Source organism: Thauera carbonicopians (genome assembly GCF_025699485.1).
In the GTDB taxonomy this organism is placed as follows: Bacteria; Pseudomonadota; Gammaproteobacteria; order Burkholderiales; family Rhodocyclaceae; genus Thauera.
Genome location: NZ_JANUXN010000004.1, coordinates 109,807 through 123,513, shown reverse-complemented (window position 1 = coordinate 123,513; position 13,707 = coordinate 109,807). Strand labels below are relative to the sequence as shown.

Below are 13,707 nucleotides of genomic sequence, written 5' to 3'. Positions count from 1 at the left end.
CTTGACCGCCGGCTGAAGCGAACTGTGGGACCTCAGCCGAAGATGCTGTGCAGCATCTTGGCGCACAGCGCCATCAGCACACCGGCGAAGATCTTCTTCAACGTCGCCACCGGCAGCCGGTGCGCCAGGCGGGCGCCGACCGGCGCCACCCACATGCTGACCAGCGACACCATGACGAATGCCGGCAGGTAGACGTAGCCGAAGCTCAGCGGCGGCGTGCCGGGCACGCTCCAGCCGTTGACGAGGTAGCCGATCGTGCCGGCCAGCGCGATCGGCAGGCCGATCGCGGCCGAAGTGCCGATGGCGTTCTGCACCTTGACGTTGCACCAGGTCATGAAGGGCACCGACAGCGAGCCGCCACCGATCGCGACCAGTGCCGAAATGCCGCCGATCCCCAGCCCGACGCCCGTCATGCCGATCGGGCCGGGCAGGTCGCGGCTGGGCTTGGGTTTGATGTTGAGCAGCATCTGGATCGACACGTAGGCCATGAACACGGCGAAGAAGATCGCCAGCGCCGCCGTATTCACCCGCGAAGCGATGAAGGTGGCGCAGAAGGTGCCGACCAGGATGCCGGGCGTGATCGTGCGCACCACGTCCCAGCGCACCGCGCCGTGCGCCTGGTGGGCGCGCAGGCTGGACACCGAGGTGAGCACGATGCTCGCCATCGAGGTGCCCAGTGCCATATGCACCACCTGTTCGTGCGGAAAGCCCTGGGCGAGGAACAGCGTGGTCAGCATCGGCACCATGATGCCGCCGCCGCCGACGCCGAGCAGGCCGGCGAAGAAGCCGACGACGGCGCCGAGTACGGGATAAGTGAACCACCAGATATCGAAAGTCATGCTGAACGATCCATCATGTGTTGTGCGTCGCCACCATCGGCGCCCGCCCCGCATGGACGAAAGGCGAAAAAGCGAAAAAAGGCGCAACCGCGATGGCTGCGCCTTTTTGTCTGGCCCCCCGCCTGTGCCGTCTCCGCCGGGCATCCTGAACCATGGGTTCAGGGAGGTCGCATTCCTTCCGCTTCAGGATCACCCGCAAGGGGCGTTCACACCAGCGGCCTTGATGGTCAGCAACCGAGTCTCTCGACTATTGGTTCAAGGAATCTACGGCTTCAACGAACACTGCAGGGGATTGATCGGTATTGCGCCAAGCATGTCCTCAGAACAGTTTTTCCTGCTGGGCCAGCACCCCGTCGAGGCGTGCTTTCATGAGTCCGATTCTACGCTTCGCACCCGGCATGTCAAACCCGTTTCCACGCTGATGCTGCAGGAATTCATGGGCGATGTTGAGCGCGGTCATGACTGCCAGCTTCTCGCCCGACGCATTGGTCCTGCCGCCCAGCTCGCGCAGCTTGTCGTCCAGGTAGGCGACGGTGGCGAGCAGGTCGTCCCGCGTCTCGGGCGTGCAGGAAACCCGGTACTCCTTTCCGAGCAGCATCACGTCCAGATGATCCATCGACACGTTTTCAGGCCTCCGGGAGTTTGTCGAGCAGCGCTTCGAGACGATCGACCGCCAGCCTGAGCTTGGCTTCGAGCTGGCGGTTCTCGGCGTCGAGCTGGGCGACGCGGCCATGCAGGCCGACGTTGTCGGCCTTGAGCCGGTTGTGCAGGCCGATCAGTTCCTCGATCTGCGCTTCGAGTTGAGCAAGTTCGCTATCCATGGTGCCGATCGTAGACAGTGGCCTCGAAGCGGTCAATCAGCGCTGGACCTGGCTGACGTCACGCACCGCGCCGGTGTCGGCCGAAGTCGTCAGCGCGGCGTAGGCCTGCAGCGCCGCCGAGACCACGCGCTGACGGTTTGCCGGCTTCCAGGCCGCGGCGCCCTTCGCCTCCATCGCCGCGCGTCGGGCAGCCAGCTCGGCATCGCCGATCGCCAGGTGGATGCGGCGGTTCGGGATGTCGATCTCGATCGTGTCGCCGTCCTCGACCAGCGCGATCGCGCCGCCGCAGGCGGCTTCGGGCGAGGCGTGGCCGATCGACAGCCCGGAAGTGCCGCCGGAGAAGCGGCCGTCGGTGAGCAGCGCGCACTCCTTGCCGAGGCCGCGGCTCTTCAGGTAGGAGGTCGGGTACAGCATCTCCTGCATGCCGGGGCCGCCCTTCGGGCCTTCGTAGCGGATGATGACGACGTCGCCGGCCTGCACCTGCTCGCCGAGGATGCCTTCGACCGCGTCGTCCTGGCTCTCATACACCCGCGCCTTGCCGGTGAACTTCCAGATCGACTCGTCCACACCCGCGGTCTTGACGATGCAGCCCTTCTCGGCGATGTTGCCGTACAGCACCGCGAGGCCGCCGTCGGCGGTGAAGGCGTGCTCCTTGCTGCGGATCACGCCGTGCTCGCGGTCGCTGTCGAGTTCGTTCCAGCGCCGATCCTGGCTGAAGGCGACCTGGGTCGGCACGCCGCCCGGCGCGGCGCGGAAGAAGGTATGCACGGCTTCGTCGCTGGTGCGCGTGATGTCCCACTTGTCCAGCGCTTCGGCCATCGTCGCGCAGTGCACCGTCGGCACCTTCGTGTGCAGCAGGCCGGCGCGGTCGAGCTGGCCGAGGATGGACATGATGCCGCCGGCGCGGTGCACGTCCTCGATATGCACGTCGGCCACGGCCGGCGCGACCTTGGACAGGCAGGGCACGCGGCGGCTGACACGGTCGATGTCCTTCATCGTGAAGTCGACCCCGGCCTCGCGCGCGGCCGCCAGCAGGTGCAGCACAGTGTTGGTCGAGCCGCCCATCGCCACGTCCAGGCTCATCGCGTTCTCGAAAGCCTCGAAAGTCGCGATCGAGCGCGGCAGCACCGAGGCGTCGTCCTGCTCGTAATAGCGGCGCGCGAGCCCGACGATGCGGCGGCCCGCTTCCTTGAACAGGCGTTCGCGGTCGGCGTGGGTCGCCAGCGTGGTGCCGTTGCCCGGCAGCGACAGGCCGAGCGCCTCGGTCAGGCAGTTCATCGAGTTGGCGGTGAACATGCCCGAGCACGAGCCGCAGGTCGGACAGGCCGAACGCTCGATCGCATCCACTTCCTCGTCCGAACAGCTCTTGTCGGCGGCCTTGACCATCGCATCGACCAGGTCGAGCGAGATGACCTTGGCTTCCCACTTGACCTTACCGGCCTCCATCGGCCCGCCGGAGACGAAGATCGCCGGGATGTTCAGCCGCAGCGCGGCCATCAGCATGCCCGGGGTGATCTTGTCGCAGTTCGAGATGCACACCAGCGCATCGGCGGTGTGGGCGTTGCACATGTATTCGACGCTGTCGGCGATCAACTCGCGCGACGGCAGTGAATACAGCATGCCGCCGTGGCCCATGGCGATGCCGTCGTCGACCGCAATGGTGTTGAATTCCTTGGCGACGCCGCCCGCGGCCTCGATCTCGCGCGCGACCAGTTGGCCCAGGTCCTTCAGGTGGACGTGGCCAGGCACGAACTGGGTGAAGCTGTTGGCGATGGCGATGATCGGCTTGTCGAAATCACCATCCTTCATGCCGGTCGCGCGCCACAGGGCGCGGGCTCCCGCCATGTTGCGGCCGGCGGTGGATGTGCGGGAACGATACTGGGGCATGGGGGCGCTCCGGAAACTCTGCAGTAAAGCATGTGATTCTAACGCGCGTAGCGAAGCATGCGTATCATCCCTGCTCTCGCCTTTTGCCAGGAGTCGCCATGACGGAGCCCGCCAACGCCGCCAACGCCCCCCCAGCCGATGCCGATACCGATGCCGGCTTCGACCTCGACGCCGCCGAGATCCGCATCCTCGGCGTGCTGATCGAGAAAGCCTTCGTCACGCCCGACGCCTATCCGATGTCGATCAACGCCATCGTCACCGGCTGCAACCAATTGACCGCGCGCGAGCCGGTGATGAACCTGTCCGAAGCGGAAACCCAGGCCGCCATCGACAGCCTGGTCGGCCGCCGCCTGGTCGCCCGCCGCGACCAGCCCAGCGCCCGCGTCGCCAAGTACGAACATCTGGTCCGCCTGCGCCATTCGCTGCCGCCGGCCGAACAGGCGGTGCTGGCGACGCTGATGCTGCGCGGCGCCCAGACCGCGGGCGAACTGCGCCAGCGCTGCGAACGCCTGCACCGCTTCGACGACATCGCCGCGGTGGATGCGGTGCTGGAACACCTGGCGGAGAAATATCCGCCGCTGGTGACTTCGCTGCCGCGTGCGCCCGGCACCAAGGAAGTCCGCCATGCCCATCTGCTCGGCGGCCAGGCGGCCGTCGCCGAAATGGCCGAAAGCCAGCACGGCGGCGGCAGCGCGGGCGGACGCGGGCGCAGCGCGGAACTCGAAGACGAGATCCGCCGTCTGCGAGAGGACTTCGACCAGCTCCGGCGCGAGTTCGACATCTTCCGCCAGCAGTTCGACTGATTCCGGCAACCGGCACCGTCCCCGCCAGCCCCGACCCCGATCACGCCCATGCTGACCCACCCGCAGTTCGATCCGATCGCCTTCTCCCTCGGCCCGCTCTCGGTGCGCTGGTACGGGCTGATGTACCTGATCGCCTTCACGCTGTTCATCGTGCTCGGCCGCCTGCATGCGCGCCGCCGCCCGGAACTGGGCTGGAACGCACAGATGCTGGACGACCTGCTGATGTACGGCGTGCTCGGCGTCATCCTCGGCGGCCGCCTCGGCGAAGTGCTGTTCTTCCAGCCCGGTTACTACCTGCAGCACCCGGCCGAAATCCTCGCGATCTGGAAAGGCGGCATGAGTTTCCACGGTGGCTTCCTCGGCGTGCTGGCGGCGATGTGGCTCTATGCCCGCCGCCACGGCAAGTCCTTCTGGCAGGTGACCGACTTCATCGCCCCGCTGGTGCCGACCGGCCTCGCCGCCGGACGCATCGGCAACTTCATCAACGGCGAACTGTGGGGCCGCCCGGTGGACGGCGAACTGCCGTGGGCGATGGTCTTTCCCTGGGTCGATGCATTGCCGCGCCATCCTTCCCAGCTCTACCAGGCGCTCGGCGAAGGCGTGCTGCTGTTCGCCGTGCTGTGGTGGTATTCGGCCAGCCCGCGGCCGCTGCGCGCGGTATCGGCCATCTTCCTGATCGGCTACGGCAGCCTGCGTTTCGCCGCGGAATTCTTCCGCACGCCGGACCCGGGCATCTTCGGCACGCTGTCGCTCGGGCTATCGACCGCACAATGGCTCTGCCTGCCGATGATCGTATTCGGCATCGTGCTGGCAGCACGGAATCACCGCCCCACCTGAATCTCGATCACATCGTCCACGAGACCGATAACAGGAATTCCCCAACGCCGTGACATAATTCCTTACCAATAGGACCGACAGCCCTGCTCGCATGACATCAGACGCTATGATTGTCGGTTCGGGCATAACGATTCGGGGACAGCATGGCGGGGAACGGACTCGTGTCACGCAGCTTGTCACGCATGCGGCAACTGATGAGCGGCCGCAGCGCACAGCAGGTGGAACCCACCGAACGCGATCTGGAAAGGATTCGCAGCCAGCTCCATGAATGCGCGGAAGGCCGCGGCGGCGAAATCTCGACACGCCAGCGCGCCGCGCGCCTGGCCGAAGCCTATCTTCGCCTGGACGACAGCGGCCGCCAGGCGATCCTGCGCATGATCGCGCTGGAGTTCGGGCCGGACCCGGCGCGCATCGAAGCCGCCCACGGCGCCTACCAGGCCGCGGTCGGCACCCCCGCGCAATGGGATGCCGAAGCCCAGTTGCGCGCCGCGATGCGCTCGAGCCGGTTGCGCATCCTGACCCAGTTCAACTCCATTCCGCAGGGCGTCAAGTTCCTCGTCGACCTGCGCGCCGACCTGCTTCGCTTCGTCGCCGACGACCCGCTGCTCAAGCCGCTCGACCGCGAACTCGAAGCCCGGCTGTCGGCCTGGTTCGACGTCGGCTTCCTCGAACTGCAGCGCATCACCTGGACTTCGCCCGCCGCGCTGCTCGAAAAACTGGTGAAGTACGAAGCGGTGCACGAGATCCGCTCGTGGGACGACCTCAAGAACCGCCTGGACTCCGACCGCCGCTGCTACGCCTTCTTCCATCCGCGGATGCCGCTCGAACCGTTGATCTTCGTCCAGGTCGCGCTGCTGGAAGAACTCGCCGACGACGTCCAGCGCCTGCTCGACATCGAAGCGCCGCTGGCCGATGCCAGCAAGGCCACCACCGCGATCTTCTATTCGATCAGCGCCACCCAGACCGGCCTGCGCGGCGTGTCCTTCGGCAACTTCCTGCTCAAGCGCGTGGTCGAGGATCTGCAGCGCGACTTTCCGCGCCTGGACACCTTCGCCACGCTGTCGCCCATCCCCGGCCTGTTGCGCTGGGTCCAGCGCAACCCACAGGAACTGGCGGAAGCCTTCACTGCGGCAGACTGGAAACGCCTTGCCGCCGTCGGCGTCGAAGGCCCGGACTCGCCGCTGTTCACCGAACTGCTCGAAGGCGGCAGCGCCTGGTCGTCCGAATCCCGGCTCGCTCAGGCCTTGCGCGAACCGCTGCTGCGCGTCGCCGCCCGCTACCTGCTGGACGCCAAGCGCGACGGCAAGCCGGTCGATGCCGTGGCGCGCTTCCACCTCGGCAACGGTGCACGCATCGAACGCCTGAACTGGCTGGCCGATACCTCGTCGAAGGGCTTCGCGCAATCCTGGGGCCTGATGGTCAACTATCTGTACGATCCCGATCGCATCGAAACCAACCTCGAAGCCTTCGCCAGCGAAGGCCGTGTCGACGCTTCGGCCACGGTCAAGCGCCAGGCGAAGCGCTGAACCATGGTCGCGGCACGCCACCTCATGACCTCTGCATCGCACGGCAGCACTGGACGCTCCTGATGTTCCTCCGTTTCCGACACGCTTCGATCCGTTTCCGCCTGCTGCTGGCGAGCACCACGGTACAGATGGTGCTGCTGAGCCTGCTGCTGGCCAACAGCGTGCGCCTGATGAACAACGCGGCGTCGGCCAGCCTGGACACCACCATCAGCCAGAACTCCAGCATGCTGCACGCGATGGCCACGACCTACGGCGAGCAACAGCGCTATGGCGAGCTGCAGGACATCCTCGGCGAGCTGCTCCTCGGCGCCAACGAGGGCCTGGTCTATGTCCGCATCGTCGCCCCCGACCAGACACCGCTGGTCAGCGCGGGCCGCCCCGACATCGACACCCTGCCCGAGCCCACGGTGATCCGCACCGGCTTCTTCGAAGGCGTGCTCGGCAACGAGATCGTGCATGTGCGCCACCCCCTGCTGCTGCCGCGCAACGAAGTCGGCCTGCTGCAGTTCGGTGTATCGGTGTCCGGCCTGGCGGCGGCCCGCCGCGCGATCACCGAGCAAGGCCTGGCGATCGCGCTGTCAGAGATCGTGCTGACCTTCCTGCTGCTGTCGACCATCGGCTACCTGCTCACCCGCAACCTGGGGCAGCTGCTCGCCGGCAGCAAGGCGATCGCCGACGGCCATCTCGAGCACCGGGTGCCGTCCAAAGGCCATGACGAACTATCCGTCATCTCGCGCCACTTCAACATCATGGCGGCCACGCTGCAGCGCCGCGTGGCCGAGCTGCAGGACACCGCGACCCGGCTCAGGATCAGCGAGGAACGCCATGCCCTGGCACTGCGCGGCGCCAACGACGGCCTGTGGGACTGGGACATTCCCGCCGGCACGGCCTACTACTCCGACCGTTTCTGCGAAATCCTCGGCCTGCCGCCCGGCGGCCTCGCCAGCTCCCCGGAAGCCTTTCTCGACTACGTCCACCCCGACGAACTGACTGAATACCGCGAGCGCATGATCGAGCACCTGAAAGGCGACAGCGCGCAGTTCATGATGGAGCACCGCGTCCGCCTGCCCGACGGCAACTACCGCTGGGTACTGACCCGCGGCGTCGCCCGCCGCAGCAACACGCCCCGCATCTCGCGCATGGCCGGCTCGATCAGCGACATCGACATGCGCAAGCGGGCGGAAGAGCAGCTCATCCACGACGCCCTGCACGACGGCCTGACGGGGCTGCCGAACCGGGCACTGTTCATCGAGCACGTCAACCACGCGCTTGCCCAGCGCCGGCGCGACAGCGACGACATGGTCGCGGTCGTCGCCATCAACCTCGAACGCTTCAGCCTGGTGAACGATAGCTACGGCCATGCCGTCGGCGACGAACTGCTGCGCCGCGCCGCAGCCCACATCAAGGCTTCGCTGCGGGAAGGGGACGTGGCAGCGCGCGTCGGCGGCGACCAGTTCGCCGTGCTGCTGAACGACTTGGCGAGCTCGGCCGACGCGCTGCGCATCAGCGAGACGCTCATTGCGCTGCCGTCGTTCGCGGTACCGACGGCCGACCGCATCCTGCACCCCCGCTGCCGGATCGGCATCGCCCTGAGCGAAACCGAGGGCGAGGATGCCCAGGCCATGCTTCGCGACGCCGACAACGCCCTGCACAAGGCGCGCCAGAGCGATACCTCGCCGATCGAGTTCTTCCACGCTTCGATGCACACCCAGGCCGTCCGCGCCCTGCAGCTCGAATCAGATCTGCGTTGGGCGCTCGCCCATGGCGGCCTGGCCGTCCATTACCAGCCGATCGTCACCCTTTCGGACCGGCAGACCGCGAGCTTCGAAGCACTGGTGCGCTGGCCTCATGCGACGCACGGCCTGCTGGCGCCATCCGAATTCATCCCGCTCGCCGAAACCCTGGATCTGATCCACGATCTGGGCATGGAAGTCCTGCGCATCGCATGTGCGGACATGCGCAACTGGAAGAACCGCCCCGAAAGCCTGCGCGCGCGCGTCAGCGTCAACCTTTCCGCCCGCCAACTGGCCCGCCCGGCGCTCGCCACCGAACTGCTGGCAATCATCGACCGCAACGGCCTGCCGCACGACCAGGTCCGCTTCGAAGTCACCGAAAGCCTGCTCGCCCGCCCCGACAGTCCCGCCACCCGCAGCCTGCGGGAGTTGCGCAACGTCGGCATCGAGATACTGATCGACGACTTCGGCACCGGTTATTCGACCCTGAGCTATCTGCATACGATGCCCTGCAACCAGGTCAAGCTCGACGGCTCCTTCGTCAGCTCGATCACCGAGGATCACCGCCTGCAGGCCATCGTCCGTCGCAGCATCGAGCTCGCCCACGACCTCGGCATGACCGTCGTCGCCGAATGCATCGAGGACGCGCGCCAGTTCGAAGTCCTGCGGGAACTGGGTTGCGACTACGGGCAAGGCTATTATTTCTCCCATCCGCTGGACCGGGACCAGACCCTGCAATGGCTGGAACAGGAATCAGCGAAGGCCAGCACGTGATGAAGAACAGACTCACCGCCCGGCTGACGGCCTTCGCCGCCGCCCTCGTCCTGCACGCAGGTCCAGTTGCCGCGGACATCGAGAGCGTCACCTTCTCGGGCTTCGGCACCCTGGGCGCCGTCGCGTCGGATACCGACGACCTCCAGTTCGTCCGCGTGGGCACCGAAGCACCCGGCTCAGGCAGGCTCAACTTCGGCTCCGACTCGGTTCTCGGCGTGCAGGGCAATTTCGGCTTCGGCAACGGCACCGAAGCCGTCGTCCAGGTACTGGCCCGGCACACCCCGAAGAACAACTACACCCCCCGCGCTGCGCTGGCTTTCATCAGCTTCGCGCCCTCGCCGGAGTTCACCCTGCGCGCCGGACGACTGCGTGTGCCGGCCTTCATGCTGTCGGATTCGCTGGACGTCAATTACGCGCATCCCTGGGTACGCCCGCCGGTGGAGGTGTACACGCTCAATCCCTTTGCCGACCTGGACGGCATCGACCTCCTCTACCGCACCCGGATCGCGGATGTGGACCTCGAGCTGCACCCCTACTTCGGCCGCAGCCGGGTCAACATCGCCCACTACGGCCATGCCTCGCTGTCGCGGCTGCGGGGCCTGAACATCGGGCTCTCCAAGGGTCCGCTCACGCTCCATCTCGGCTACTCGCGTGCGCGCCTGGACCTGCGCTGGGGCGACCCCGAATTCGATCGCCTGCAGCACGCCTTGAACACTTTCCCGCAGGGCAGGCTGATGCTGGCCGAAATGGAGGGCGACGGCGCCTCCGCCTCCTTCACCTCCGCCGGCTTCCACTGGGACGACAACCGCTGGCAGTTGATCGGCGAATACGCGGTGCGCCGCACCTCGGCCTTCGTGAACAGCGCCTCCGGCTGGCATCTGACGATCGGACGGCACGTCGGTGCCACCACGCCCTACCTCAGGTTCGCCCGCAACCGGCAGAACAGCCCGATCGTCAGCCGGAACCTGAGCATGGGCCTGGCCGAGATCGATGCCTTCAACGCGTCGCGCAACAACAGCCAGCGCAGCATCGGCGCCGGCCTGCGCTGGGATCTGCATCCGAACGCCGCCATGAAGGTCGAGCTGGCACGCAGCCGCATCGAGAACGACGGATGGGGAGCGTTCTACCCGCAGGGAGACATCCTTTCCACCCGCGTCAGCGGCCGCACGGTCAACACTTTGAGTCTGTCGATCGATGTGGTCTTCTGATCGCTTCGCCCTCCCACAGTGCTGGATCGCCCTGTTGGCGATCCTGCTCGCCCTGGGCGCGCACCCGGCACACGCGGAGGAGGTCCTGATCGTCACCGCACGCACGGGCACGGTCGAGACCCTGAGCCGCGACGAAGCCGAACAGCTCTACCTGGGGCGCCGCGCCACCCTCGCCACCCGCATCTCCATGCTGCTGGACCTGCCGCCCGGAAGAACGCGAGACCATTTCTACCGCACGCTCACGGACAAGAATCCCAGCCAGATCCGCGCCTACTGGTCGCGCATGGTGTTCACCGGACGCGCGCTGCCGCCCAAGGAAGCGGCCGACGCCAGCGATGCGCGCCGCCTCCTGCTCGAGAACCCCGGCGCCATCGGCTACCTGCCCGGGCGTTACGCCGACGACCCGGAGCTTCGCATCCTGCTTCGCCTCGAATAGGCCTGAGCCGCCATGCACACGGGGAACGCGATCACCCGCCGCAGCACAATGGTGCCACCGCGGCGAGGTTGATACACTCCGCGTTTTTGCGCCCGGCTCCGCCGCGGCAGCCATTTCCGTGATCAGAATCGAAGGACTCGGCAAGACCTATCTCGTCAAGGGGCGGGAGGTCAGCGCGCTGGACGGCGTCGACCTCGAAATAGCCAAGGGCGAAATCTTCGGCATCATCGGCCGCTCCGGCGCCGGCAAGAGCACGCTGCTGCGCAGCCTGAACCTGCTCGAACGGCCGAGCTCGGGCCGGGTGCTGATCGACGGCGAGGACATCACCGGCTTCGACCGCCAGCGCCTGCATGCGCTGCGCCAGCGCATCGGCATGATCTTCCAGCATTTCAACCTGCTCAACGCCAAGACCGTGGCGGCCAACATCGACTGGCCGCTACGCTGCACCAGCAACCTGACCGCCGCCCAGCGCACCGAACGCGTGGCCGAACTGCTGGCCCTGGTCGGACTCAGCGAGCACGCCGGCAAGTACCCCGCGCAACTGTCCGGCGGCCAGAAGCAACGCGTCGGCATCGCGCGGGCGCTGGCCAGCCGGCCGCAACTGCTGCTGTGCGACGAAGCGACCTCGGCGCTCGACCCCGAGACCACCCAGTCCATCCTGCGCCTGCTGCTCGACATCAACCGCCGGCTCGGCCTCACGATCGTGCTGATCACCCACGAGATGCAGGTCATCCGCACATTATGCGACCGCGTCGCGGTCATCGACGGCGGCCGCATCGTCGAAAGCGGCAAGGTCGCGGACGTCTTCCTGCACCCGCGGCATCCGGTCACCCGCAGCATGGTGGCGCAGGACGATCCGCTGACCGCGGCGATGCTCGACCCCACCCACGCCTTCGCCCAGGACAAGCTGCGCGGCACCCTGGTGCGCCTGACCTACGTCGGCGACATCACCTACCAGCCCGTCCTGAGCGACATCATGGCCGCCAGCGCGGTGCGCTTCACGATCCTGCAGGGCGAAGTGTCGAGCATCAAGGACCTGCCTTTCGGCCAGTTGCTGCTCGAGCTCGAAGGCAGCGACGAGGACGTCCGCCGGGTGTTCGCCGAACTGGACCGGCACCACATCCATCACGAGGTGCTGCAATGATCGACCTGTCGATGATCGAGTGGGGCGACATCGCCCTCGCCACCTGGGAAACCCTGGTGATGACCGGCGTGTCGCTGTTCTTCACCGTGCTGATCGGCCTGCCGCTCGGCATCCTGCTGTTCGTCACCTCGCAGGGGCAGTTGCTGGAACAGCGCGCGCTGTACCGGGTGCTGTCCTTCGTTGCCAACGTGCTGCGCTCGGTGCCCTTCCTGATCCTGCTGATCGTGATGATCCCGGTGACGGTGATCCTGATCGGCACTTCGCTCGGCGTCGAAGGCGCGATCCCGCCGCTGGTGGTGGCCACCTCACCCTTCTTCGCCCGCCTGGTGGAAAACGTGCTGCGCGAGGTAGACCGCGGTGTCATCGAGGCCTGCCAGGCGATGGGCATCCGCACCCACCGCATCATCTTCGGCGCCTTGCTGCCCGAAGCCCTGCCCGGCCTGCTCGCCGCCACCACGGTGACCGCGATCACCCTGATATCCTACGCGGCGATGTCCGGCGTGATCGGCGGCGGCGGCCTCGGCGACCTCGCCATCCGCTTCGGCTACCAGCGCTTCCAGACCGAAGTGATGGTGATCACCGTCGCCCTGCTGGTGGTGCTGGTGCAGCTCATCCAGTACGCCGGCGACCGCCTCGTGCTGCATTTCAGCCGCAAGTAACAGACTGGACCTTTCAACCCCGGAGCCCCACATGTCCTTCACCCTTCGCAAACTGCTGTGCGCCGCCGTCGGCGCGCTCGCCTTCACCGCCTCCGCCCACGCCGCGGACAAGCTGGTCATCGCCGCCACGCCGGTGCCGCACGCCGAGCTGCTCGAATTCGTCAAGCCGATGCTGGCCAAGGAAGGCGTGGACCTCGAAGTCAAGGTCTTCACCGACTACGTGCAGCCGTCGATGCAGACCAACGAGAAGCGGGTGGACGGCAACTTCTTCCTGCACGGCCCCTACCTCGACGAGTTCAAGAAGAAGCAGAAGAACGACATCCAGGTCGTCGTCGCCAAGATTCACGTCGAGCCCTTCGCCGGTTACTCGACCAAGCACAAGACGCTCGCCGACCTGCCCGAAGGCGGCACCGTCGCGCTGCCGAACGACCCCTCCAACTCCGGCCGCGCGCTGCTGCTGCTGGCCAGGCAGGGCGTGATCACGCTGAAGGATCCGGGCAACGTCGTTGCCACCACCCGCGACATCACCGCCAACCCGAAGAAGCTGAAGTTCCGCGAGCTGGAAGCCGCCACGCTGCCGCGCATCCTGAATCAGGTCGATCTGGCGCTGATCAACACCAACTACGCGATCCAGGCCAAGCTGAACCCGATCACCGACTCGCTGTTCATCGAGGACGCCAGTTCGCCCTACGCCAACCTGCTGGTGGGCCGCGAGGACAACGCCGACAGCCCGGCAATGAAGAAGCTGGCGGCGGCGCTGACCTCGCCCGAAGTCCGGCAGTTCATCGCCGACAAGTACCAGGGCGCGGTCGTGCCGGCCTTCTGATGCTTGCAATGGCACGGCCCTCGTCCGCGGGGGCCGTGCTTTCCTAAAGCACAAATCTTCATATCGAATTCGGTTTTTATTATTTTTTGCCTGATTACGGCACTTGTAGACTCCCCAGCCATTACTTGCTGGAGTCATCATCATGCCGTTCCCGGCTTCTTCCCCTGGCCTGCCGGCGCTGCCCGACAGGCCAGTCGCAGCGTTTTCCCCTTCC

The 13,707-nt window shown here is 66.5% G+C and carries 13 protein-coding genes and 1 other RNA gene; 9 read left to right on the top strand and 5 right to left on the bottom strand.

The window, feature by feature from the left end:
* Positions 1 to 32 precede the first annotated feature (32 nt).
* From NX068_RS07945 to ilvD, 5 genes are all read right to left on the bottom strand, one after another.
* Positions 33 to 839, bottom strand: a complete 807-nt coding sequence (locus tag NX068_RS07945; protein ID WP_263460753.1) for a sulfite exporter TauE/SafE family protein — start codon at positions 837 to 839, stop codon at positions 33 to 35.
* Positions 840 to 950: 111 nt separating this feature from the next.
* Positions 951 to 1,133: non-coding RNA, 6S RNA (ssrS, locus tag NX068_RS07940), on the bottom strand.
* A gap of 25 nt (positions 1,134 to 1,158) precedes the next feature.
* Positions 1,159 to 1,455, bottom strand: coding sequence for a cell division protein ZapA (locus NX068_RS07935; RefSeq protein ID WP_068635893.1), 297 nt, complete (start codon positions 1,453 to 1,455; stop codon positions 1,159 to 1,161).
* Positions 1,456 to 1,465: 10 nt separating this feature from the next.
* Positions 1,466 to 1,660, bottom strand: coding sequence for a hypothetical protein (locus NX068_RS07930; protein WP_068635894.1), 195 nt, complete (start codon positions 1,658 to 1,660; stop codon positions 1,466 to 1,468).
* A 36-nt stretch (positions 1,661 to 1,696) separates the two neighbouring features.
* Positions 1,697 to 3,547, bottom strand: coding sequence for a dihydroxy-acid dehydratase (gene ilvD, locus NX068_RS07925; RefSeq protein WP_263460752.1), 1,851 nt, complete (start codon positions 3,545 to 3,547; stop codon positions 1,697 to 1,699).
* A gap of 98 nt (positions 3,548 to 3,645) precedes the next feature.
* Here ilvD and NX068_RS07920 point away from each other — a divergent pair, with 98 nt between their 5' ends.
* The 9 genes from NX068_RS07920 (at position 3,646) to NX068_RS07880 (ending at position 13,493) form a co-directional block, all read left to right on the top strand.
* Complete coding sequence (locus tag NX068_RS07920; protein WP_263460751.1) at positions 3,646 to 4,350, top strand: YceH family protein; 705 nt, start codon at positions 3,646 to 3,648, stop codon at positions 4,348 to 4,350.
* A 48-nt stretch (positions 4,351 to 4,398) separates the two neighbouring features.
* A complete protein-coding gene (gene lgt, locus NX068_RS07915; protein ID WP_263460750.1) occupies positions 4,399 to 5,187 on the top strand; it encodes a prolipoprotein diacylglyceryl transferase in 789 nt (262 codons plus the stop codon).
* Between the two features lie 143 nt (positions 5,188 to 5,330).
* Entirely contained in the window at positions 5,331 to 6,713 is a 1,383-nt protein-coding gene (locus tag NX068_RS07910; RefSeq protein ID WP_263460749.1) for a malonyl-CoA decarboxylase, read from the top strand.
* Positions 6,714 to 6,775: 62 nt separating this feature from the next.
* Complete coding sequence (locus NX068_RS07905; RefSeq protein ID WP_263460748.1) at positions 6,776 to 9,220, top strand: EAL domain-containing protein; 2,445 nt, start codon at positions 6,776 to 6,778, stop codon at positions 9,218 to 9,220.
* Entirely contained in the window at positions 9,220 to 10,428 is a 1,209-nt protein-coding gene (locus NX068_RS07900) for a porin (RefSeq protein ID WP_263460747.1), read from the top strand. Before NX068_RS07905 ends, NX068_RS07900 begins: the two co-directional genes overlap by 1 nt.
* Positions 10,415 to 10,864, top strand: a complete 450-nt coding sequence (locus tag NX068_RS07895; protein ID WP_263460746.1) for a hypothetical protein — start codon at positions 10,415 to 10,417, stop codon at positions 10,862 to 10,864. Before NX068_RS07900 ends, NX068_RS07895 begins: the two co-directional genes overlap by 14 nt.
* A gap of 118 nt (positions 10,865 to 10,982) precedes the next feature.
* Positions 10,983 to 12,008: a methionine ABC transporter ATP-binding protein gene (locus NX068_RS07890; protein WP_263460745.1), complete on the top strand. Its 1,026-nt coding sequence runs from the start codon at positions 10,983 to 10,985 to the stop codon at positions 12,006 to 12,008.
* On the top strand, positions 12,008 to 12,667 hold the full coding sequence (locus NX068_RS07885) for a methionine ABC transporter permease (RefSeq protein ID WP_263460966.1): 660 nt from the start codon (positions 12,008 to 12,010) through the stop codon (positions 12,665 to 12,667). Before NX068_RS07890 ends, NX068_RS07885 begins: the two co-directional genes overlap by 1 nt.
* A gap of 31 nt (positions 12,668 to 12,698) precedes the next feature.
* Entirely contained in the window at positions 12,699 to 13,493 is a 795-nt protein-coding gene (locus NX068_RS07880; protein ID WP_263460744.1) for a MetQ/NlpA family ABC transporter substrate-binding protein, read from the top strand.
* Positions 13,494 to 13,707: the final 214 nt, after the last annotated feature.